Raw genomic sequence first — 22,998 nt, forward strand, 5'->3', positions numbered from 1 at the left:
ACACCGGTCGTGAAGATGAACCAATTAAAATCGAACGACACCATCGAACGACGAACTCGAAACCGGAGATATCCACGGGGTCGCGGTTGATTGCGGACAACTACGAGGATTTCCTGAAGCGGTCACGATTGCTGCTTCAGCCGAACTGTCAGAACGTTTTTCCTGTGTTACTCTGTACGTGTTTGTAACACGTATCGATTGACAATGGATGAATTCCTTGACCAACCACCAAGTGACGAACTGATCCAACAACTTCGAGGGAGTAGCCGCGAGCAGGTTTGTGATCGACTCGAGGGGTACCGCGAGGCAAATGCCGACACACAGAAAGAACTCCTTCGAGCGTTGCAATCGATCGCAGTCGAGCAGCCGGCTGTACTCACTCCGTTCGTTCCCGAACTGCTCCCATTTCTCACTGCTGAAGAACGATCGGTTCGACTGACGACCGCGAAGCTATTCGTTTCCCTATCGAAGACGAGACCCGACGCAATGGTCGATACTGCCGACGCACTAGCTGCTCGACTCGCTGACAAGTCAGAGTTCTACTACGTCCGGGCGCGCTTGGCCGAGACACTTGGGTACGTTGCAGTCGAGTATCCCGAGAAAGCCACAACACCGGACCTGCTCGCAGATCTCCGGACTGGCCTCTCGTTCGACGAGCCGGAGGTAAAAGAAAAACTGGCGAAAGCGCTCGCCTACGTCGCACTCGGCAACCCCCGTCGATTGTGCTACTGGATTTCGGATCTCGCAGCCCATCTCGATGCCGAGGACGAACTCGTCCGCTATTACCTTAGCACGGCGATTGTGGCAGTCGGCTGTGAGCAACCCGCTGCACTGTCCGACAGTGTCGGCGAACTCGGTTCCCGTCTCGACGACGAGTGTCCGTACGTCTGTGGACGTGCGGCCGAAGCACTTGGGTTGCTCGCGGGTGCTACTTCGGACACGTCGATAGTTCCAGAGGAACGGCTTGTCACCGTCGGGTCGGCGAGTGACGAACCGTTTGTGACCGATCGCACACGGTTTGCGCTTGCTCGTCTCGAGAGCGAGAGTTCAGTCGACTCCGGTGACGGGATCGCCTCACTCGAATCGATCCGCGATCAGGTGGATGAAATTGCCGACGCAATCGCGGCACCTGACGGTGAATGTACTCAGTGTGGGTGTTCACTTCCCGAGAGTGGGCCGCCGATGTGCCCGCGCTGCGGGACGCCATATTGAGCCAGATGTTTAGGCAGGCCAAAAACGAAGCAGTTATTATATTTTAGGTTAGCCTAAATAGTATGTCAAGCATCAACGCGGCATGTGAGGGGCCGACGCGGCGGGAGTACGTGATGTACGGTGGGACAGTTGCGGTCGGCGGGGTTCTCGCCGGCTGTACCGGCGGAACGGGAAACATGGGGGACGGGTCGAGCGATTCAACTGATTCGACGGACTCGTACACCGTTTCGATGGAACCGGTTGGCGACGTCACCTTCGATCGGGTACCGGATCGGTTTGTCGCCTACGACGGCGGGTATGCAGATATGGCCGTTGCCCTCGGGAAAGCCGATGGGCTACGTGGTCTCGGTGGTGCGGACCGGTATTACACGTCCGTCTACGATGACGTTCCAGGCGTCGATATCGATCGAAGTATCATCGAATCACATCCGGAAGTTCGGACGAAAGAAGAGTTCTACGAACTCAACGCAGATATCCATCTGTACGATCCGGAGATGCTAATTAACTGGTACGGGTGGAACGGTTCGGATGTCGAGGAAATCGCTTCGAACGTTGCTCCGTTCTTCGGCAATCTGATCTTTCGCCGATCCGATTCGTGGCACGACTACCGGTATTACACGCTCTATGAAGCCTTCGAAATGATCGCCCGTGTGTTCCAACGCGAGGAGCGATTCGAAGCGTTTGCAACACTCCACGACGAGTTCATCGCTTCGATTCGCTCTCGTCTCCCACCCGTCGAGGACCGTCCCGACGTGCTTCTTACCTTCGCGGGCATGGAGGAGCCCACGACGTTTTCCCCGTATCGACTCACCGACGCAGGGACGAGCAAGAAACAGTGGCGCGATCTCGGCGTTGCGGACGCGCTTGCCGGGACGGCTATCGAGAACCTCAGTACGACGAACCGCGGTAAACTCGACTACGAGAACCTTCTGGAGGTCGATCCGGACGTAATTCTCATTCGAGGTCACGAGCAAAAATCGCCGACAGCGTTTCGCGACACTGTCCTCGCTTACATGGAGGACCACCCCGTCGGAAGCGAACTCACAGCCGTCCAGAACGGCCGAGTATATCGTGGTGGATATCTACATCAGGGACCGATTCACAACCTGTTTCTGACGGAGCGCGCTGCAAAACAACTCTATCCCGACGAGTTCGGTGACGTAACCGACGAGACAGAACTCTTCGACCGACAGCGTGTTTCGGCTATCATCAACGGGGAGTTCTAACATGACGGCCGATAGTGATCCGGAAACGACGAGACAGTCGACGCGACGAGATGTCATGAGATATGGCGGTGCAGTCGTTGGGGCTGGGGTACTCGCCGGGTGCCTCAATAGTGGGCCGGTCCAATCGGAGGGGGCAGGAGAGACGGGCTATACCGTCGAAATATCGCCTGTGGGAGAAGTTTCCTTCGACTCACCGCCGGAAACCGTTTTCACTCGGTTGACACACCATGCTGGAATGGCGTTTGCACTCGGGCATGGGAATACCGTTAACGCGATGCACTCGCCCGAGTATTACGATGCACTGTGGAATCAGTTCGTCGAGCGCCTTCCGGGTGTGTCACTCGATTGGACGGGACTGTACTCCTCGTGGGAGCCCGACAAGGAGACGTTGTACGAACTGGACAGTGATATCCACCTCGCTGATGTTGCGGGGATCACGCAACTCAGTAGCTGGACTCGTGACGACGTCGACGAGATTGCCGCGAACATCGCGCCGTGGTTCGGAAATTCGCTTAGCGATCGTCATCAAGAACCGGCTGGAGAGTGGGCGGACGGCTACCAGTATTACGGATTGTGGGAGCAGTTCGAAATCGTCGCCGAAGCCTTCCAGGAGCAAGCGCGGTATCGGGAACTGGCAACGATACGGCGGGAATTGCTCGACACGATCGAGGCGGGTCTTCCATCGGATGGGGCCCGTCCGACCGTCGCGCTGATTGGACTGAGCGAAATCGAGAGCCCCTACGTCTATACCACCGATGCGCCCGGATTTCTAACCGCACATCTGCGGCCGTTCGATCCGTTGGACGCGTTCGATGCGTCCATCGGCTCCGGCGACCAGGTGGATATGGAAGCGATGTTGGACGCTGACCCCGACGTGATCTTCACACTCGGCGGGATGGTTCCGGATACGGATATGGCGACGTTACGAACTGAACTGCGCGAGCACGCAGTTGGCCAAGAACTCGCTGCAGTCGAGAACAACCGCGTGTATGCACAGGGCGCGCGCTACCAGGGGCCGATTCTGAATCTCTTTCAGATAGAGATGACGGCGAAACAGCTGTATCCCGACCAGTTTGGAGACTGGCCAACCTACGAAGCGGGAGCGTATCCCGAAATCCCGGACGACGAACAACTCTTCGATCGCCAGCGGGTTGCAGACATCATTACGGGTGATACATAACCGATCTGTGGGAACGGCCGGGTGTGACCGCGATCGCTATCGAGATCGCCGGTTACAGCCGATTCAGGTTCGTTCTGCCGCTCAGATATTTACATACGTACTACCGTAAATGTCGTGAACGCCAGCACTAGTCGTTCGACGAGTTCAGTGCGTGTAATTGTCGGGTGTTGGAGTGAGTCAGCTCGCGGCCGCGGTCGTTTGAGAGCGGTGTCTTTCGCCACAAACCGGTCTTCTGAGGGAAAATCAGTAGGAAAGAGTCCGTCAAAATCGCGGTAAGAATCCGGCGCGATACCGTGGTGTGCGATAGTAGCCGTGATTACTTCGTGGAGTGACTCCGCTGTAGCCGTACTCGCACACCATTACAAAAATAGAAATACAATTATCATATGTTATAAATTCGGGCGTAAAACAACCGACGCGGAGACAGTAGACTGGCCGTCGAATTCGAGGCCATCAGAGCGAACACCGGTTTGGTCCAGTGGTAATACCTAGTGGATACTGGACGGTAGCTGGTGATTTCAGTGGTGGTTCGTCGGCACTCGTAGGCGACGCCTGTATCGGGAGGTTCCCCAGCGGTCCGACGATGATAGGACGCTGTTACCGGAGTGACGACCCATAGGTTTAGATATGATGCGCTATCAGTTCGAAGTACCAGTGGCACACCGTCGACTACAGTTCGTTCGCGGACAGCTCGCGTGGATGCTGGCACTCGTCATCGCCCTGTCGGCCGTTAGCCTGTTCTCGTACGAATTGTTCTTTGTCGGGTCGCTACTCGGGCTTCTGCTCATCGTCGAACTGACTGCGCCGGTCACTGTCCGGCCCCGGTGGAGACGACGACTGATGTGGGTCGTTCTCATCGGTTTCGTCGCCTTCATCCTCGCCGTCGGTTACCGGTTCGTCGAAGTTCTGCCGCCGGAGGTGATACCGTGGTGAACGATGCTGGGCGATCGACATCCGGACCAGCAGTGTTCGATCGACGGTTCGAGTGGCTGACGCTCCTTGCGTGGGCCCTCGGAGTCGCGGTAGGCGGCACGCTGCTGCTAGCCGCCGTGACATCGACGGCGGCGTTCGATCCGTTCAACCCCTCATGGAACGGGACGGCAGACCTCCGAAACCACCTCGAATCCGATCCCGATGTAGAGAGCGAATTGGTTCGCGACACGAACTCGTACGAGACGGAAGATCCGGACGAAACGGTTGCGATCGTCATCGCACCTGACGAGCCGTACACCGGCGCGGACGCAAAGCGAGTTCGGTCGTTCGTCGACGAGGGCGGAACGCTCGTCGTCTTCGAAAACGTTGGAGCCGAGGGGAACGCCCTGCTTGAAGCCGTCGACGCCGACGCTCGGGTCGATGGACGGCTGCTTCGCGACGAACAACACTACTATCGCGGCCCGAAGATGCCGATCGCGACCGGCGTCGCGAACCATTCGATAACCGCCGACGTCGAGCAGTTGACGTTGAACCACGGAACGGCAGTGAATCCCGGATCAAACGAGACGACCGAACTCGTCACGACGAGCAGTATCGCGTCTCTCGAGGGTGATGGTGGCGATACCGGAAACCCTCCGTCCCCTTCCTCGGGTTCCGCCGGAGCCGACACCTCGACCCACCGATGAGTCGAATAGTCGGCGTTCTCGAGCGATGGCGATTCAGGCACGTCTCCGTCGAGATAGACGAGCCAGGCGAGACGAACGGTCTCCCCGGACACGGTCGGCTGTACGTCGTGAGCGTGGTTCCACGTCCGCCCGTGTTCGAGTTCCGTTTCGAACCGCTTCAGTTCGCGCTGTTCGGCGACCGAGTCGTTCTCGACGGCTTGTTCGATGACGACCACGGTGTAGCCGACGGTCCGTCGCTCCCGGTTCTCGACGGTGAATACGAGTTCATGACTCTCTCCATCATCGAACGTCGTCGGGTAGTTACCGGCGACGAGTTCGCCGTCGTTCGTCTCCGTGAGGATGGACACTTCCGAGAACTGCTCGCCCGTTTGGGGACCCACGACGGCGTACCCGATGCTGCTTACGGCCAGAAGGAGGACGATCGCAACGGAGATGTGGATCGCCGCGGCGGGCCGCGATTCCGCGGCGGATGCTGGGGCGCGAACGGCAGCGATCCACCGTTCGACGGGGGGCTGAAAACGCTCGGCTGGAGGGAGCGCGTGCCGTCGCTTGGCCCCAATAAGCGTCGCGACGAGCGTAATCGCACTGAGCGTACCGACGAGCGGTTGGGCGGCCACCGTTCCCAAGCCGAAGTACAAGACCAGCCCGACCAGCGACACGACCGACACACTCAGCGCGAGCGCTCTGACTCCGAGAGGGTCGCGTCGGTCGACTCCTCGAGTTCGTCGTACTGGTCGCGCAACTGCGTCCCCGTCTCGGTCGCAGTGGTTGCGACGCTGTCGAGTTCACGTGCGAGTTCGCGAGCGCGAGCCTCGTCACCGGCGTCTCGTGCTCGCTCGTACTCGTCTCTGAGCTCCTGATACCGTTGTGCCGCATCGGTGACCCGAGTTTGGTCTTCGCGTATGGCCTCGAACAGTTCGGCGTGGTCCTCGCCCTCCGTTTGGGCGGCAACGTCGAGGTACGCATCGTAGTCGTCCCCGACGTATCGGCCGGCGCGGTCGTAGTTTCCGTCCTCGAGTTGGACGGCGCTTTCGTCGATGTTTTCGACCATCCGATCCATCAGCCACGTTTCGAGTGTCGCCGGGTTTCCGGACTCCCTGTACTCGTCGGGGTTTTCGTGGCGGACCGTGTCGTTATCCGCACTGTCGGCCTCGATCTGTGCAAACTGTGCCTGCGAGGCGGGTCCTATCGAGGCCGTCTGTGCGTCTGCGTGACCGGTGATCGTTGCTCCAGTAAGGCTGGAGGGACCGATTGTGAACCCGATCACGAGAAAGCCACAGAGGAGAATGCGCGTATCGAGACGACTCACGCCCGTATCCTCTACGCTGATACCTAAAAGCTATTGTTTTCGTTTTCGATAGTGATTATCAGTGGGACGACGAAACAGTCTCGTACAACGACACGTGTGGATACTATGGTCTGAATACCGGCGGAAGGTCAGGTCGTAAGCGGGTCGTGACTACCGGTTGAGCGATACGCGGCACCAAACGGATAAGACGTAACTCAGACTGCTTCGACGCGTTCGAAGAGATACGTTCCGATGGCGACCATCAGCACCGACGAAACGACGAGTGCGCCGAAATCGAGGAAAAGCGGATACGCTGCGGAGCCGACTAACACCGCTCGCAATCCGTCGACACCATAGGTCAGCGGATTCATGAACGCGAGTATTCGAATCGGGTCCGGAAGGCTCTCGACCGGGTAGAGCGCGCCCGAAAGGAAGAAGAGTGGAAAGATGACGAACTGGATGATCAGTCCGAATCCCTCACTATCGCTAAACTGCGAGGCGAGCGCCACCCCGAATCCGACGAACGTCACCGCGATGAGCACGAGAAAAACCGCCGCGAGCGGCAACAAGAGTAAACTGTCGAATCGAAATCCGAGTGGAACCGACAGGACGAGAATGAGCACCGCCTGTACGAGAGCCGTCGTGGATCCACCGGCGATCCGTCCGAGAACGATGGACGTGCGACTCACAGGGGCGACCAGAATCTCCTTCAGGAAGCCAACGTCCTGATCGGAGAGGATCGAAAGCCCGGCGAACGACGAGCCAAATAGCATCGTAAACCCCACCATTCCAGGGACGAGATACTGGAGATAGTCGACATCCGCCGGCAACCCGGGAATAGCGGCATCGCTAAAGCCGAATCCCAAAAACACGAGGAACAAAAGCGGCATCGAGATGGACCCAATGATTCGAGAGGGTGTCCGTACGAATCGCGTGACATCGCGTCGCCAGAGCGCATAAATGCTACGCGGGTCGATGAGGTTCATTCGTCATCCTCCGGTGTCGTCGACGCGTGTCGATCAGCCGTCGTAGACGGGTGAATACCCTCAAGAGCGCTATCGTTCGCATCACCGGACGAGTTCGACTCGCGTTCCGCAATCGTTGCACCGGTCAGCGAAAGAAAGACGGTTTCGAGGTTCGGTTTGTGAATATCGACGGACGCGATCGCAACACCGGTCTCATCGGCCAGTCGAACGAGATCGGCAATGCGAGTCTCGCCGTGCTCTACCGTGATCCGTACCTGAGTTGGACTGGTGGTGTACTCCATGACCCACGGACAGGCATCCAATCGACTGCAAAACGATGACAGTGATCCGTCGACCTCCAAGATCACGACATCACCACCGAGCGAGTCCTTGAGAGCGGCGGGCGTATCGATGGCCGCGATTTCACCGTCATCGACGATGGCGACGCGGTCACAGAGCTGTTCCGCTTCTTCGATATAGTGGGACGTCAGGACGATGGAAACCCCAGCCTCGTCGTTCATTCGCTGGATGTACTCCCACGTGTCTCTCCGCGTCCGCGCGTCGAGTCCGACCGTCGGCTCGTCGAGGAAGAGTACCGACGGTTCGTGCAACAGTCCGCGTCCGATTTCGAGACGGCGTTTCATCCCCCCAGAGTAAGATCCGACGGGGTCGTCGCGTTCCGCCTCCAGGCCGACGAGTTCAAACACCTCGTCGATGCGCTCGTCGCGGTCGGCCTTGTGCTGTCCATACAGTTGTGCGTGGAACGTCAGGTTCTCCTCACCGGTCAGCTCCTCGTCCAACGCCGGTTCCTGAAAGACGATCCCGAGGCTGTTGCGAACGGCCGCGGTCTCTTCGATGATATCGTGGCCGTTGACGGTTGCGGTCCCCGATGACGGACGAAGGAGGGTGACAAGCATGTTGATGAGCGTCGACTTCCCTGCGCCGTTCGGACCGAGCAACCCGAACAGTTCACCGTCTTCGACGCGAAAGGAGAGGTCGTCGACCGCAGTCGTCTCCCCGAACGTCTTGGACAAGCCATCGACCTGTATCGCAACCATGATAGTATGTTAGTACTCCTAATTAGCCGTTCAATACATAAGTATCCATTGGAGAGTTTAGAGGAAAGTTGCCCCCGTAGTGCGCAAAGAGAGAGAGAAGATGATCTACAGGCGGCGCAGGCCGAGGNTAAGTATCCATTGGAGAGTTTAGAGGAAAGTTGCCCCCGTAGTGCGCAAAGAGAGAGAGAAGATGATCTACAGGCGGCGCAGGCCGAGGTATTCGTCCTGTTTTCCTGTGAAAATCGGTGGAAACAACATCCGACCAGCACACGTCGACAGGTGCGGATGGGAAGAAACCGAGTTCCGGCGAGCCCCGACGAGTTCGGCTGAAGTGAAAAAGTGAAGAAGTGAACGACTCGTTAGTGGTTGGGCCACTTACCGCGTTTCAAACACATCATATCGGCTCAGCGAGTGCGAGGTCGATGCTCCCACAGTGCTTCCGCCGTGCGGAGGGCGGACACTGTTTCCGCGACATCGTGAACGCGAACAATATCAGCACCGTGTTTCGCAGCGACGAGGTGAGCAGCGAGACTCGGTGCAACCCGCTCCTGTGGCGGCTGATCGACGATCTCTTTCGTGAACGACTTGCGTGACGCGCCAACGAGAACCGGATAGCCGAGCGCGCTGAACTCGTCGGTTCGAGCGATGAGTTCGAGATCGTCACCCGGGCCCGTCGCGAACCCGACACCGGGATCGAGAACGAACTGATCGTCGGAAACACCAGCGTTCCGAGCACGTTCGACGCGTTCCTCCAGCCGCTCGCAAACCGCAGCAACGATATCGGCGGCGGTTGGGGTGAACTCGGGCTCGACGGGGATATTGACCGCATCCATGAGAATGACCGCACAATCCCGGGACGCGACGAGTGATCGCATATCGGGATCATCGAGTCCGTTCTGGTCGTTGATGATGTCGGCACCGGCGTCGAGGACCGCCTCGGCGACCGCCGGTTTGTACGTATCGACGGAGATCATCGCCTCGATATCGGGATCGTCGGCAATCCGCTCGACGACGGGAACGACGCGCGAGAGTTCCTCGTCAATCGAAACAGGATCGGCACCAGGACGAGTGCTTTCGCCACCGATGTCGATGATAGCTGCTCCCGCTTCGTCGATTTCTCGGGCGCGTGCGATCGCGTCCGAAACCGCAGTATAGTTGCCTCCATCGGAGAACGAATCCGGCGTTACGTTCAGAATACCCATCACCTGCGTTTTGGGCGTCCGACCCACTGCCTGCGTCGAAGTCATGTCGATACTGTCCCTCGATGATTGACGTGGATAAGTGCGGTGGATTCGCTCGTATCCGTCGCGATAACAACAAAATTGTCAGTCCCATATTCATATCGCTGGTAGTACTATTATTGAGAGAAGCGTTCAACCGACGGCTCACTCGCGGCATTCGCCCTCCTTCTCCAGTACGAGTTCAGCTGTCGATGACCGCTTGCGCCGTGTGCCGGTCGGCGCTTCGCTGCGACGATCCGTCCCGTCACAGGCGATTGCTTCGAGAGCAGCGGCGTGAACTCGTCTCTGCCTCGGAGTAGATACCGGTTGTCGAAAACGGTCTCGGTCCGGGATGACGAGTGACTTCGGTGTTCACAGTATACGAGAGGCGAAACGAATGGCCATATTCTCACCGTTGTGTCCGCTATACAAAATATATAAACCACGTAAATATTTTACTTTCAATGGAACAGAAACTGTGAAGTTCGAGATTGTATTGCGATCATCCATGGCATCGGAAGACCGCCATCCCGAGAAGTCAGCTCGAAGTACCGTCTCGCGGCGTGGATACCTCCGCCTGGGTGCCGTTGCGACCGTCGGTGTCGGGACGCTCACAGCGGTAGACGAGTATACCGATACCGGGTCCGCTGGCGCGGTTTCGACGGCCGATCCATCACCAGCCGACTCGGAAATCGGCGGTGGGGCGGCGTACTCCACTGATGTTACCGAAAACGATGCGACGACGACGGTCGGCACCGGCTCCGGACTGAAAACCGCGTTGCAGAACGCGAGTGCAGGCGATGTGGTCTGGGTCGACAGCGGTGCGACGATCGATATGACCGGGGAGTCGAACATCGAGATTCCCTCGGGCGTAACCCTGGCAAGCGGGCGCGGAATCGACGGCTCACAGGGGGCGCTCTTGCACGTCGATAGCGGCATGAACGGCGAATCGCTGTTCCGGTGTTCCTACGAAACGGGCGTTCGCGTCACGGGGATACAGCTTCGCGGCCCGTTCCCCGGCGGTTACTTCGATCCGCCGGAAGATCCGGACGAACCGGGATACACCGAGAAAGAGTCCGCCGGAATCTTCGTGTACAACACCGAATCGAGCAGGACCGTCGAGATCGACAACTGCCACCTCTGGGGGTGGACGAGCGGTGCGGTTCGTCTCGGCGCGAACGCGAACGGCGGCACGAGTTGCCCGACCGGGACGCACGTCCACCACTGTTCGATCCACACGAACGCGATGGAACACCTCGGATACGGCGTGGACCTGCTGAACGGCGACCAACACCTGATCGAGTACTGTTACTTCGACCTCAATCGTCACTGTATCGACGGGTTCGGAAACCCGGAAAACGGCTACGAGGCCCGGTACAACATCGTCGACGACAGGACGGTGAGCCACGCCTTCGATATGCACAACTGGGCGACGAATCGCGGCGATCGCAACGTGGCGGGGAGCACGATTTCCATTCACCACAACACGTTCCGGTACGCGAACGAAGTAGAGGGCGAGCCGGACGAGTATCGCGATGGCGGCCCGCAGGAGTACATCAAGATACGGGAAGCGCCCGACGATCGGTGCGATATCGACAACAACTGGTTCCAACACAAGGAGAAACCGCCGGCCGGAACCACCGGCGGCGATCAGTACGCGTACACCCAGACGGGTGTCTCCTCGTGGACGAACATGTACGAATCGAACAACGCGTTCGGTCCCGAGGAACCGGCCGCGGACATCGGCGCGCCGCGTACTGGGAACGGCGGTGGAGGCGGTGGTGGAACGCCGGACTTCGAGTACAACGACGACGTGACCGCCGTCAACGCGCCGGTTGACTCGCACAACGAACGGTCCGGACTGCAACTCAGCGTCACGAACAACTTCGACTCGAAACTGAACATCACCGACGTGACGATCGAGCCGGCGAACGCAGCCATCGGTGAACTCTCGGATCACTCGATGGAAGAGGGAATGTGGCAAAGCGAACTGTACGTCGACGCCGACATTCAGGACAGCGCCGCCGATATCAACAACGGCCTTTCGCTTCCCGGCTCGATCGACCTGCGAAACGACGGACACGACGACAGCGACCGCCGGTGGGCCGTGTTCTCGCCAGGGTCGACAGGCGAACTAAATCTCTACCAGTTCGAAAACGACGGTTCCCCCGTAGACATGGTCGGTGAAACGGTCGCGTTGACGATCGACTACTACCTGGATGACGGGAACTCCACAACCGGTTCGAAGACGCTTTCGCTCTCCCCCTGAGCCGGGCCACAACGGTCCCTGCGTTTCCACCCGGTTTACGGGACGATCGGACCCGGTGGTAACCTCGGCCCAGCGACGACTCGTACAGCAGCCGTCAGTCAGTTCCGGCGCACCCGCGACTGTCCGGATCGTGCCGGGAAATCGGCACGGCAGACCGTATCAGGGACGCAGCGATTCGAGCACTTCCGCACCGCGTTCGAGCGAGGCGACAGGATCCGCGGGCTCGTCGTGCTCGTAGATTATCCATTCGGCCCCAGCGTCGCAGGCGGCCGTCACGCACGCTTCGAGGTCGACCTCCCCCTCGCCGAGTTCGACCGGCCGTCCGTCGGCGACGTCCTTGATATGAACGAGCGGAACACGTCCCGCAAGGCGCTCGAGCAACGCGACCGGGTCGTACCCCGCGGCGACCGCCCACCCCACGTCGAGTTCAATCGAGAGTGACTCGTCGGTGTGCTCGATCAAGCGTTCGAAGGCGCTTCGACCGTTGTCCGCGCGGCCCTGTCCCGCGACCGTGACGAACTCGTGATCGTGATTGTGGTAGCCGAGTTCGAAGCCCCGCGTCTCGAGCCTGTCGGCGAGCGTTTCGAGTCGGGTTCCGGTCTCTCGAACCGCGTCCGCCGTCGAGAAGTGTTCCGCGTCCAGATACGGAACGGTGAGCCGATCGCTTCCGAGCACCGCGTAATCCGAGACGACGGCGTCGAGATCACCCTCAAGTGATTCGATGCCGATGTGAGCCCCAGCGGCGGTCAGGCCAGTGTCCGCAAGGACTGTAGCCGTTTCCGGTGTGGGGTCGTCCGCGCCGGCGAACTCGACGCCGTCGAAGCTCGTTTGGCCGACGCGGCGCAACAGCGATGGAAGCGATTCGTCGAGTTCGCGGAGCGTGTATAGCTGAATTGCGGTTTTGACCATTGATCGTCGAATACGACAATGATGATGAAAGTAGTTTCGTTCGGAACGATCGGTCTCCGGTTGGCAGCTCGATCCGGGAGCGAGACCGTCGTCTCGCACGGGTGACGTCAACATCTCGGTGCCGGGGAGTACACCCGAGAAGGTGGAGAAGACGCGCGAAAATTCCTGAGACCGCTACCCCATCACGGTATAGGGAACGTACGTGACGAGTTCAGGAACGAAGATCAGGATGACGAGTGCCAGCAGGATTGGGATGTAGAACGGGATCACGGAGCGGATGACCTGTTCGAGGGAAGCGTCGGTCACTTTCTCGAGGACGAACAGGAGTGCGCCGAACGGCGGGGTGAGCGTGCCGACCATCAGCGCGAGGATCATGACGATGCCGAAGTGGACGGGATCGATGCCGACGAGTTCGACGATGGGGATCAGAATCGGCGTGAGGATCGTAATCGACGCGGTGACGCTCATGAACGTGCCGATGATAAGAAACATGAGGACGAACAGGACGAGGATCAGCGTCGGGTTCTCGGTCAGTGCGGTGATCTCTTCGGCCATCAGCGTCGGGAGGCCGAGTTGCAGGGCGACGAGTCCGTAGACGGTCGCAGAGGCGATGATGAACGTCAGCGAGAAGGTTTCGACGGTCGCGTCCGAGATTTCGTCGGCGAGGTTGCCGACGTTCAGTTGTCCGGAGAGGAAGCCGTAGGCAATAACGTACATGACGGCGACCGCGCCGGCCTCCGTCGCGGTAAACCAGCCGCCGAGGAGGCCGCCGATGATGATAACGGGGATGAAGAGCGCGATGACGGATGATTTGAGCGTTCGAACGAGATAGCGGAGACTGAACGGCTCACCGCTGTCGTAGCCGCGTTTGCGGACGATGAGAAAGACAAACGCGAGCAACATGAGTCCGAGGAGAATTCCGGGGAGGATGCCGCCGAGGAATAACTGACCGATCGACTCCTCCGCGAGGACGGCATAGAGGATGACGGGAACGCTCGGCGGGATGATCGGCCCGATAAGCGCCGAGGAGCCCGTAACGCCGAGTGAGATGTCTCGTTCGTAGCCGTAGTCGCGCATCGCGCTGTACTCGACGCGGCCGAGACCGGCTGCGTCCGCTAGTGCGAGCCCGGACATCCCCGAAAAGAGGATGCTCGCGACGACGTTGACGTACGCGATGCCGCCGCGGAATTGTCGAACCGCAGCGTTTGCGACGTCGAAAATATCTCTGGTCATACCGGTCGCGTTCATCAACCGCCCAAGCAAGACGTAAAACGGAATCGCGAGCAGGACGAAACTGTTGACCCCGTTGAAGAGGCGGCTGTTGATCAATCCCGGGTCGAATCCGGTGCCGACGCCGGGGACGAGCATGACGACGATGCTCGTCGAGAGCATCGCGATGGCGACCGGAACGCCGAGGCCGTACAGGAGAAACAGCGGCCCCAGAAACAGGATTGCGAGGAGCAAGAGGTCGTTCATTCCGATCGGACCTCCCGAAGGCGCTTCCAGATGGTCGTCCCGCGGACCTCATCGCTGACGAGGTGCCACAGTTTGATCGACTCGTTGACGAGCATCAGCCCGAGCCCGCCGGCGATCAGCAGAAACATCATGCCGAGCGTTGCCCACGAGAGGCCGACGATTTGGGTATCCAGGTTGCTGATCCCGCCGAGGACGAGGTGGTAGACGACGACCGCGAGCGTCGACACGACCACGAGGAGGACGAACACGTCGGCGGCGTACTTGACCCGCGGATACCGCTTCCCGACGCGATCGAGCAGGAATTCCAGCTTGATGTTTTCGTTGTTGCGAGAGGCGATCGCCGCGCCGAAGTACGTCCCGACGATCAACGCGAACCGACCGACCGGTTCCGTCCAGTACCAGTCCAGTGGCAAGTTCAGAAGTCGAATGGCGACCTGCAATGTTGCCATGAGGATGGTCGTCGCGAAGATGAGTCCACCCGCGTAAAGAACGAGCGTATCGTACAGCGTATCCTGTTTCAATCCGAGGCGCTGATCGATCTCCATACACCACGTGTTACCATACCATATATTATGAAAGTACGGGGTCACGTCACGCACTGTATCGCCGGTCGCACCAGTGGCCGAGGCGCGGTTGGGGCGGTGAGACGAGAGCCGCCACCGGAATCGCTCACGGGAAACGAACCGTCAGATCTGTCGCCAATCGTCCCACTCGCCGGCCCAATCTCCGAACATCTCCTCAACGACGGGCTCAGCGGCGTTCCGGAACGCATCCTGATCGACATCCTCGATAATTTCCATGCCGGCGTCCTCGAGTTCCTGAAACAGCGTCTCTTCGTTTTCCCGCGCATCGGCGGAAATCTGCTGTGTCGCCTCCACCGATGCCTCGTCGACGAGTTCTTGATGCGCGTCGTCGAGTCCCTGATAGAACTCGTCGTTCATGTACAGGGCACCGACCTGGACGTGGTGGCCGGTGAGGCTGAGGTAGTCCTGAACCTCTTGGAGGTTAAACGAATGGATCTGCGGAACGTCGCCCTCGGACGCCTCGACGACACCGGTCTGGAGGCCGCTGTACAGTTCGTCCAGTGAGACCGGTGTCGGGTTGGCACCGATTTCGCTCCAGATGTCGACCCACTCGTCGATTTCGGGGAGGCGCAACTCGATACCGTCGACGTCGCTCGGCTCACGAACCGGCTCGTTCGACGTGAAGTGTCTGAGACCGCGGTAGATCCACTCGCCCATCATGAACTGGTTGCCGTCCGAGCGCATCTCCTCGTGTGCGGGTTGGAAGTCCTCGTGTTCGGTCACCCGCGTCAGATGCTCGTAGTCCTCGAAGACGATGGGGATGTTGACGAACGAGTAGTCCTCGGCGTACATCATGTACGGCCACCGCGAGTCGGCGTGCGCCTCGACCGTCCCCTCCCGACAGAGGTCGGAAATTTCCTCCTCACCGCCGTAGGCTCCGCCCTCGGATACAGTCACCTCGAGTTCGTCGTCGCTTTCCGCCTCGACGATCGACTTGAACTCCTCGGCCGCGTCGACGACGACGTGACCGGGTTCGTAGGTGCTCGCGATCGTGATCTCGTTGCCTCCGCTGCCGCCGCCCAGACAGCCCACGACCGCCGTCAGACCGAGTCCGCTCGCACCGACGGCGGTCCGTTTGAGAACAGTCCGTCTGCTATGGTAATCGCTCCCATGAGCCATACGAAGGTGGTCACGATCGGTCGTGTTAATACTTTGGTTGCTTCTCACGAGGAGCAACTAGACCGTCGAAAACGGTTCGTGTCGGTCTCGTTATAGCCCGATCGTGGCTCACGCACTGGTCGTCGTCATGCCGACAGTTGCCGACCGGGAACGCCGCTCGATCGACGCCGACTTCGCTCTCGGAACCGACGCCGAACTCGGTCTGGTCCGTGCCACCGATCGGAGCGCCTTCGAACGAGACCTCCAGCGAACGCAGCCATCGATGGAGGGAATCGACAGCATCGACGACCTGCAGTAGCCACTGACAGTCATTCCCTCCCTGCCGGCAGGTTTTTGCTGACCGGTATCACAGCACATTGTATGGCCGAAACAGCGACTACCCTCGTGATGCACGAAGCCCCACACCAGGGATCCGTCGACGAACTCGCGGCCGCGGTCCATGATCGAAATCCGGAGATCCCGCTCACGAAGGCCTACAGTTACGAGGAGTCGAAACGAGCGCTGCAGGACGAAGACACGGAGATCGTCATCACGCGGGCGCTCCCAGATGAACTCCTCGCCGAGGCGGCGTCGATACGCTGGATCCAGGCGCTTAGCGCCGGCGTCGATCACTACGACATCGAACGGCTCCGCGACCGGAACATTCGCCTGACGAACGCCTCCGGCGTCCACGCAAATCCCGCTGCGGAGCAAGTTTTCGGGTACATGCTGCAGTTCGAGCGAAACCTCCGACAGGGCTTTCGCCAACAGGCGCGGCGGGAGTGGCGTCACTTCGGCGGCGGCGAACTCGCCGAGGGAACGCTCGGCGTCGTCGGCGTCGGCGAAATCGGCAGTCGCATCGCCGAACTCGGGTCGGCGTTCGAGATGACGACCCTCGGCCTCCGGCAGTCGCCGGATCGCGGTCACGACGCTATCGACGAGATGTTCGGACCGGACGAGTTGCACGCGCTCCTCGCACGCTCCGATTACGTGGCGCTGGCCTGCCCGCTCACTGACGGGACTCGAAACTTGCTGAGCGCTCGCGAGTTCGAGTCGATGCCCCAGCACGGCGTGGTGCTAAACGTGGCCCGAGGCGAGGTCATCGACGAACCGGCGCTCATCTCCGCCCTCCAGAAGGGGAGGATCGGCGGTGCCGCACTCGACGTGCAACGCCGGGAGCCGCTGCCGGCGGACTCGCCGTTGTGGGACCTCTCGAACGTCATCATCACGCCGCACATGGCGGGGTCGACGCCGAACTATCTCGATCGCTGTGCGGACATCTTCGTATCGAACTACGACCGGTACGTGCGCGGCGAGACCGACGAGTTCGAAAATCAGATCGTCTGAGGACCGGCGCTCATCGAAGCGCCGTCGAACCGCGATTCCGCGATTCTGCGTTCACGGTTCCGCGATTCGATCACCCGGACCGGATGCTTCGATTGAGACCGTTGAGGTACCCGACCGCCTGTGCGCGGCCCCGGTGGCCCCAGTCGGTGTCGCCGACCATATCGGGAACGTGGTCGGGAACGACCACGCCCTGGAAGCCGACATCGTGGAGCGTCCGCATGACCGATCGCTCGTCGTAATTACTGTGTTCGTCGTCCAAAAACGTCTCTTTGAACGACGGCCAGGTCCCGATGACATCGCGGAAGTGGACGAAGACGATGTCGTCGCGCTCGCCGAAGGTTCGGACGACCGCCTCGATATCGGTGTCGGGCATCTCCGAAAAACAGCCCAGACACAGCTTCAGGCCGTGATTGTCGCTCGGAACGGCGTCCATCGCGCGCTCGAACGCCGACACGTCACGAAAGAGCCGCGGAATCCCGCCAAGCTGTTCGACCGTCGGCGGGTCGGCCGGATGTAACGCCATCGTGACGCCAGCCTCCTCGGCTACCGGGAGGACTTCCTCAAGGAACCGTTCGTAGTTCTCCCAAAGTTCGGCCTCGGTGTACTTCCGATCGAGGCTCTCGACAGGTTCGTACGGATCGGCGAGCGCCTCGATATCGAACTCGCTCGAGGCCGCACCGCCGCGAACGGGCGTCGACTCGGACGTGCGCATCGGCACGACGCCCCGCGGGTTCCACTGGTAGCCGAGGATCGGCACGCCGGCCTCGCCGAGGTTCCGAACGAGTTCAGTAATCGTCTCGAGTTGGGCGTCCTGCCCCGGTTTGCCGAGCATGATCTTCCCGTAGACGTTGTAGTTCAGCGACTGGATGCCCATGAACCGAAGGCCGTGTTCGGCGGCTCGCTCGCGCGCCTCGACGAGTTCAGAGACCGACGGGACGACGCCCTCGTCGATCGTGATCGTCGTCTCGTCGTCCGAGCCCTCGTCGGTGAAGATGTCGCCGCGGGGCAGTCGGTGATCGACGAAAACGTCGTCGACGCCGATCTGTTTGCAGTACGCGAGCCGGTCGTCCGCGAGCGTCCGCGTCCGTACGCCGACGCGCATCGGCAAGTCGGCCGTCGTCGCAGGAGTGGGTGCTGTCATCTACGGTGAACTCGTCCTCGTATCGGACCAAATAGCTTCCGCCGAGTCACACTGTATCGACAGCGGTGCTCGCGTCGACGGCGCGGCTCCAGGGACCGGCGCTGGCGATTACGTCCGGTGGCAAGCGAGCACTCGTGCGTACTGCGATTCGATCGGTCGCCGCTTGCACTAGCCACCGTCCTCGACGGATTGCCACGGCGGCTCGTCGACGCCGTACGTGTCGGCGAGTTCGGCGAGCGTCGCTCGGACGCCGGTGCCGATCGGAACGCCGTCCCGTTCACGCCGGTCTTTCGTCCGCGCTTCCGGTTCGCCGGGAAGCAACACCTCGTCGAACTCGGTGCGGGGCGGCGTTGATTTGAGGTCCGTCGCCATGACGGACAAGCGCTCTTTGAACGCCTCGGGGTCGGTAAATGCGGAGACATCGATTACCCCGATCATGTGTCCCAGGCCGGCCGGCGTCGTCATATCGTCGTACATCGTCGGCACATCGTCGCCGAACGCCGTATCCAGGAGGAGGCCGCAGAACGCGTCGACCACCAGGCCGAGGCCGTAGCCCTTCGGCCCGGCCATCGGTCGGAGCGCGTGGAACTCCTCGGGGTCGGTAATGGGTTCGCCCGCTTCGTCGACGGCCCACTCCGGCTGGATCTCCTCGTCTTCCTCCGCCGCGAGGATGACGTTTCCTTTCGCGGTGACGCTCGTGGCCATATCGAGCGTGACCGGATAGCCGAGGTTCGACGGGAGTCCGACGGAGATCGGATTCGTCCCGAAGTACGGGTCCGTGCCGCCGAACGGCGCGACGTTCGGCCCCGCATGGGTCATCCCGATTCCGATGAACTCGTGTTCTGCGGCGACGTTCGTGTAGTAGGAGGCGGTGCCGAAGTGGTTGCTATTGCGGACGCCGACGAAGGCGCAGCCGGTCTCGGCCGCCAGCTCCATCGCCGTCTCCGTCGCTCGAACGGTACTCACCTGTCCGGCCCCGCCGTCGGCGTCGAGGATCGCGGTTCCAGCCGCCGTCTCCTCGATCGTCATGTCGGGTTCCGTCTCGATCCCGCCGGATTCGATGCGTTCGACGTAGGGGTCCAGCCGAACGACGCCGTGCGTGTCGATGCCGCGAAGATTCGCGTCGACGAGTGTCTCGGCAACCGTGGCAGCGTGAGACGCGGAGAGACCGGCCGCTTCCAGCGTCCGCGCGGCGAACGTTTCGAGGGCGTCTGGATCGGTCCGGACGGCGGCGGACGAGTTCACGGTCATCTTACGCGTCCCCGCTGTCGACGATTCGCGTGTAGTACGTTTCGGCCCGCTCCTTGTCCGAGTCGGAGAGATCGACGAGCGGTTCCCGAACCGGTCCGCCGACGAGGCCGGCGAGGTCCATGCCGTACTTGACCGCGGGCACGTTGTTGGCGGCCGCGAACGGATTGTTCGGGCCGGATTCCGCCCGCAGGTTCTCGTAAGGACGGATGCGATTTCGGATACGTCGCGCCCGCTCGAAGTCCTCAGCCTCGATCGCCTCGTGCAGCGCCATCGAAGCGGCCGGCGCGAAGTTTCCGATGCCGGTCGTGAATCCCTCGGCTCCCTCGAGCGCGAACGACGGAGCGAATCGCTCCGCGATGCCGTTGATGCAGACGAACTCGTCGTCGACGCGATCGACGAGGTGGGAAAACGCCTGGATATCGTTGATGGCATACTTGACGCCGACGATGTTCTCGACCGTCGAGAGGGAGGCGATGGCGTCGTCGCTGAGTTCGGGGCCGCGCTTGTACATAACCACGCCGAGGTCGGTTCGCGCCGCGATATCGCGGTAGTACCGCCTGACCCCTTCCTCGTGGAGGTACGTGTGATCCGGGTGCATGATCATGATCCCGTCGACGCCGAGCTCGTCGTAGGTGCGTGCCAGATCGACGATATTTTTCGTGCTGCCGGCTGCACCGGCGACCACGGTGCTATCCCCGGCGACGGCGTCGACCGTCGATTCGACGACGCCGATGCGTTCGTCGCGAGTCAGCGAGTAGTACTCGCCGGTATTCCCGCAGGGGATAAACAGCGAGCCGTTCGCGGCTTCGATCGCCTCGAGGTTGGTTTCGTACGCGTCGGACTGTACGGCTCGGCCGTCGTCGCTGAACGGGACGGCCGTGGTAAAGGCGACGCTGCGGAGCCCGGCTTTCAGGCCTGTGTAACTCATCCACATACGACGTGTCACGACCAGCGTAATATGGCTTGTGGCTCGGGCAACCCAGAAACCGTCGTAGGAGATCCGTCGCACCGGTTCACCGGAGAGCCATCGAACGGCGAATCGATATGATCGAACGCGATCGCAGCTACGAATACTGCGTGTTGAGTTCGATGACTCTCGCGACGTTCGTGACGAGCGTCGGGAGTTCCTCTTCGAAGTACTCGCCGCTGGCGCGTTTCGTTGGGACCGTCACGCTCAGACTGGCAATCGTCTCGGGACCGCATTCGATCGGGGCGGCGACACAGCAGATGCCTTCGATCCGTTCCTCCCTGTCGTAGGCGTACCCGCGCTCGCGGATCGTCTCGATGCGCTCCCGGAGTTCATCTCGGTCGACGACGGTGTGTTCCGTTCGCGGCCGTAACTCGCTGTTCGACAGGATCTCCTCGACGCGGTCGTCGGGGAGGACCGAGAGGATGGTTTTCCCGACCGCCGTAGAGTGAAGCGACACGCTCGTCCCGAGTTGTGAGTCCGTCTGGACGTATCGGTGACCGCGCGATTGGTAGAAGTAGATGCCCTCGCCCTGGTACTCGACGACGACCTGGGCGCGCTCACCGGTTTGATCGACGATGTCGTCGATTTCCGCCTTCGCCGCCCGGTAGAGATTCTGGTAGCGATCGGTGCTTCGGGCTGCGCCACCGAGCGTCAGAAACGGCAGGCCGACGTGATACTCGTCATCGATCCGGAACAGATATCCCATTTCGGTGAGCGTCTGGAGGTGAGCGTGAACCGTACTCTTGGAGCGGCCGAGCGTCTCCGCGAGTTCGGAGACGGTCGCACCGTCGGTCGACGAAACCCGTTCGATGATCGTGAACGCGGTGCGCGTCGACTTGATCTGCTTTCGGTCTGTCGATCCCATGCGGGTGGCAATAACACCCGCGATAATATAACTATCGCAGCAGTTCGACACTGTCGAACGAGGCCGAGCACGGAGTCGAGAGTGCGTGACGAGTACCACAATGAATTACAAATGTACAGTTGTAAATAGATTGTCGATCGCGATCGGCGTTCGTTCTATAGATTATGAAACCATCTTGTGGCGGCCAAACAAGACGAGCTACGGCCACTACTGAATTCGTTCCGACTCGAAAATAGTTCCGCAAGTGCTTCTGCAAGCGCGATATTACTGATATTACTGGCACCACGAACGATCGGTCCCGCGATAGACGCCAGTCCCGACTGCGAACGCCTCCATCGACGACGTTTCCGACCTAAGCGCCCCGTAAACGGACTGGCCCCGGTAAAATATCCCTCGGAAACCACGCCCCTCGATCGGACGGCGACCCGGCAAGCGTTCTATGATGCGTAGATTTATTTGGTCGGCAGAAGAACGACAACCAATGACCGACAGTCAACTGCTGACGACGACCGAAACGTCGCTGGCGGTAATCGAAACGATTCAAGAGCGAGACGGGGCGACGCCCGCGGAGTTGGCGGCGACGCTCGATCTCTCAGAGAGTACAGTGTACAAACACCTCTATACGCTCGGCAAACACGGCTACGTCGTCGCGAACGGCGATACGTACCGACTCGGCGGCCGGTTCTATCATTTCGGGATGTACGTCCGAAATCGCAGCAAGATCTACGAACTCGCGGGAAAGTACGTGATCGAACTCGCGGAGCAGTCGAACGAGGAATCCGACTTCGGCATCGAAGAAAACGGCCGCATCGTCACGCTGTTCGACTCGGTCGGCAGCTCAGCGACTCCGAGTTCGCGACTCAACAACTACGAGTTCATGCACACGACGGCGATCGGAAAGGCGATCCTCGCTCGCCTTCCGCCGTCTCGCATCGACCAGATCATCGACCGTTGGGGACTCCCCCAGCTCACCGACCGGACGATCACGTCCCGAGAAGTGCTGGACGATGAACTCGCACGGATTCGAGAGCGAGGCTACGCGATCAACGACCAGGAATCGATCCCCGGAAAGCGCGTCGCCGGCGTCGTCGCCGAAGACCCGTCCGGACGTATCATCGGCGGCTTTACCGTCTCCGGACCGGCCTACCGGATCGAAGACGCCGACCTCTACCGGGAGTTTCCCGACATCCTCCAGCGGGTCGTCCCCGAGTTCGAAGCTGAACTCGACTCGCAGGGACTCGTCTGAGCGGTGGAATCGGGCGCGTCATCGATTTCGGCCCGATCCCCGTAAATATTCGATGCGATACCCCACTGACCAAT

21 protein-coding genes and 1 pseudogene are annotated in these 22,998 nt (G+C 60.4%); 9 read left to right on the forward strand and 13 right to left on the reverse strand.

Going from position 1 to position 22,998, the window contains the following annotated elements; genetic code table 11:
- Positions 1-204 precede the first annotated feature (204 nt).
- The 5 genes from C484_RS01390 to C484_RS24755 all read left to right on the forward strand — a co-directional run bounded on the left by C484_RS01390 (position 205) and on the right by C484_RS24755 (position 5,237).
- On the forward strand, positions 205-1,212 hold the full coding sequence (locus C484_RS01390) for a HEAT repeat domain-containing protein (protein ID WP_006824190.1): 1,008 nt from the start codon (positions 205-207) through the stop codon (positions 1,210-1,212).
- A 62-nt stretch (positions 1,213-1,274) separates the two neighbouring features.
- Complete coding sequence (locus C484_RS01395) at positions 1,275-2,438, forward strand: ABC transporter substrate-binding protein (protein ID WP_049914957.1); 1,164 nt, start codon at positions 1,275-1,277, stop codon at positions 2,436-2,438.
- 1 nt (position 2,439) lies between these two features.
- On the forward strand, positions 2,440-3,618 hold the full coding sequence (locus tag C484_RS01400; RefSeq protein WP_049914958.1) for an ABC transporter substrate-binding protein: 1,179 nt from the start codon (positions 2,440-2,442) through the stop codon (positions 3,616-3,618).
- Positions 3,619-4,245: 627 nt separating this feature from the next.
- Positions 4,246-4,551: a hypothetical protein gene (locus C484_RS01405; RefSeq protein WP_006824193.1), complete on the forward strand. Its 306-nt coding sequence runs from the start codon at positions 4,246-4,248 to the stop codon at positions 4,549-4,551.
- A 116-nt stretch (positions 4,552-4,667) separates the two neighbouring features.
- On the forward strand, positions 4,668-5,237 hold the full coding sequence (locus C484_RS24755; RefSeq protein WP_338041825.1) for a DUF4350 domain-containing protein: 570 nt from the start codon (positions 4,668-4,670) through the stop codon (positions 5,235-5,237).
- Positions 5,238-5,281: 44 nt separating this feature from the next.
- Here the strand turns inward: C484_RS24755 and C484_RS01415 are convergent.
- The 5 genes and pseudogenes from C484_RS01415 to folP all read right to left on the reverse strand — a co-directional run.
- A pseudogene (locus C484_RS01415) lies at positions 5,282-5,905 on the reverse strand (DUF1616 domain-containing protein); the annotation flags it as partial.
- A gap of 2 nt (positions 5,906-5,907) precedes the next feature.
- Entirely contained in the window at positions 5,908-6,546 is a 639-nt protein-coding gene (locus C484_RS01420; RefSeq protein ID WP_006824196.1) for a hypothetical protein, read from the reverse strand.
- A 194-nt stretch (positions 6,547-6,740) separates the two neighbouring features.
- Positions 6,741-7,511 carry an ABC transporter permease gene (locus tag C484_RS01425; protein WP_006824197.1) on the reverse strand — a complete coding sequence of 257 codons (771 nt, stop codon included), beginning with the start codon at positions 7,509-7,511 and terminating at the stop codon, positions 6,741-6,743.
- Positions 7,508-8,548, reverse strand: coding sequence for a daunorubicin resistance protein DrrA family ABC transporter ATP-binding protein (locus tag C484_RS01430; protein WP_006824198.1), 1,041 nt, complete (start codon positions 8,546-8,548; stop codon positions 7,508-7,510). Before C484_RS01430 ends, C484_RS01425 begins: the two co-directional genes overlap by 4 nt.
- Before the next feature lie 404 nt (positions 8,549-8,952).
- Complete coding sequence (gene folP / locus C484_RS01435) at positions 8,953-9,795, reverse strand: dihydropteroate synthase (protein WP_049914960.1); 843 nt, start codon at positions 9,793-9,795, stop codon at positions 8,953-8,955.
- Between the two features lie 481 nt (positions 9,796-10,276).
- Between folP and C484_RS01440 the strand changes: the two genes are divergently transcribed.
- Positions 10,277-12,037: a hypothetical protein gene (locus C484_RS01440; protein ID WP_006824200.1), complete on the forward strand. Its 1,761-nt coding sequence runs from the start codon at positions 10,277-10,279 to the stop codon at positions 12,035-12,037.
- Between the two features lie 159 nt (positions 12,038-12,196).
- On the opposite strand, the gene C484_RS01445 is transcribed toward C484_RS01440, so the two are convergent.
- The 4 genes from C484_RS01445 to C484_RS01460 all read right to left on the reverse strand — a co-directional run bounded on the left by C484_RS01445 (position 12,197) and on the right by C484_RS01460 (position 16,125).
- Positions 12,197-12,946: a sugar phosphate isomerase/epimerase family protein gene (locus tag C484_RS01445; RefSeq protein WP_006824201.1), complete on the reverse strand. Its 750-nt coding sequence runs from the start codon at positions 12,944-12,946 to the stop codon at positions 12,197-12,199.
- Positions 12,947-13,120: 174 nt separating this feature from the next.
- Positions 13,121-14,422 (reverse strand): TRAP transporter large permease, encoded by a 1,302-nt coding sequence (locus C484_RS01450; protein ID WP_006824202.1) that lies wholly within the window; start codon positions 14,420-14,422, stop codon positions 13,121-13,123.
- Positions 14,419-14,967: a TRAP transporter small permease subunit gene (locus tag C484_RS01455; RefSeq protein ID WP_006824203.1), complete on the reverse strand. Its 549-nt coding sequence runs from the start codon at positions 14,965-14,967 to the stop codon at positions 14,419-14,421. The genes C484_RS01450 and C484_RS01455 overlap by 4 nt, the downstream gene beginning before the upstream one ends.
- 141 nt (positions 14,968-15,108) lie before the next feature.
- Entirely contained in the window at positions 15,109-16,125 is a 1,017-nt protein-coding gene (locus C484_RS01460) for a TRAP transporter substrate-binding protein (protein WP_006824204.1), read from the reverse strand.
- A gap of 103 nt (positions 16,126-16,228) precedes the next feature.
- Between C484_RS01460 and C484_RS01465 the strand changes: the two genes are divergently transcribed.
- Positions 16,229-16,423 carry a hypothetical protein gene (locus C484_RS01465; RefSeq protein WP_006824205.1) on the forward strand — a complete coding sequence of 65 codons (195 nt, stop codon included), beginning with the start codon at positions 16,229-16,231 and terminating at the stop codon, positions 16,421-16,423.
- A 62-nt stretch (positions 16,424-16,485) separates the two neighbouring features.
- Positions 16,486-17,451, forward strand: a complete 966-nt coding sequence (locus C484_RS01470) for a D-2-hydroxyacid dehydrogenase (RefSeq protein WP_006824206.1) — start codon at positions 16,486-16,488, stop codon at positions 17,449-17,451.
- 70 nt (positions 17,452-17,521) lie between these two features.
- Here C484_RS01470 and C484_RS01475 read toward each other — a convergent pair whose 3' ends face one another.
- From C484_RS01475 to C484_RS01495, 4 genes are all read right to left on the reverse strand, one after another.
- On the reverse strand, positions 17,522-18,553 hold the full coding sequence (locus C484_RS01475; protein ID WP_006824207.1) for a mannonate dehydratase: 1,032 nt from the start codon (positions 18,551-18,553) through the stop codon (positions 17,522-17,524).
- Positions 18,554-18,760: 207 nt separating this feature from the next.
- The gene (locus C484_RS01485; RefSeq protein WP_006824209.1) at positions 18,761-19,843 is read right to left on the reverse strand and encodes an Ldh family oxidoreductase; all 1,083 of its coding nucleotides are present in this window, start codon (positions 19,841-19,843) and stop codon (positions 18,761-18,763) included.
- 1 nt (position 19,844) lies between these two features.
- Positions 19,845-20,771 (reverse strand): dihydrodipicolinate synthase family protein, encoded by a 927-nt coding sequence (locus tag C484_RS01490; protein WP_049914976.1) that lies wholly within the window; start codon positions 20,769-20,771, stop codon positions 19,845-19,847.
- A gap of 136 nt (positions 20,772-20,907) precedes the next feature.
- Positions 20,908-21,678, reverse strand: a complete 771-nt coding sequence (locus C484_RS01495; protein WP_006824211.1) for an IclR family transcriptional regulator — start codon at positions 21,676-21,678, stop codon at positions 20,908-20,910.
- Between the two features lie 481 nt (positions 21,679-22,159).
- Here C484_RS01495 and C484_RS01500 point away from each other — a divergent pair, with 481 nt between their 5' ends.
- On the forward strand, positions 22,160-22,924 hold the full coding sequence (locus C484_RS01500) for an IclR family transcriptional regulator (protein WP_006824212.1): 765 nt from the start codon (positions 22,160-22,162) through the stop codon (positions 22,922-22,924).
- The last annotated feature ends 74 nt before the right edge of the window (positions 22,925-22,998 follow it).

The sequence above is a fragment of the Natrialba taiwanensis DSM 12281 genome (assembly GCF_000337595.1).
GTDB classification, from domain to species: Archaea; Halobacteriota; Halobacteria; order Halobacteriales; family Natrialbaceae; genus Natrialba; species Natrialba taiwanensis.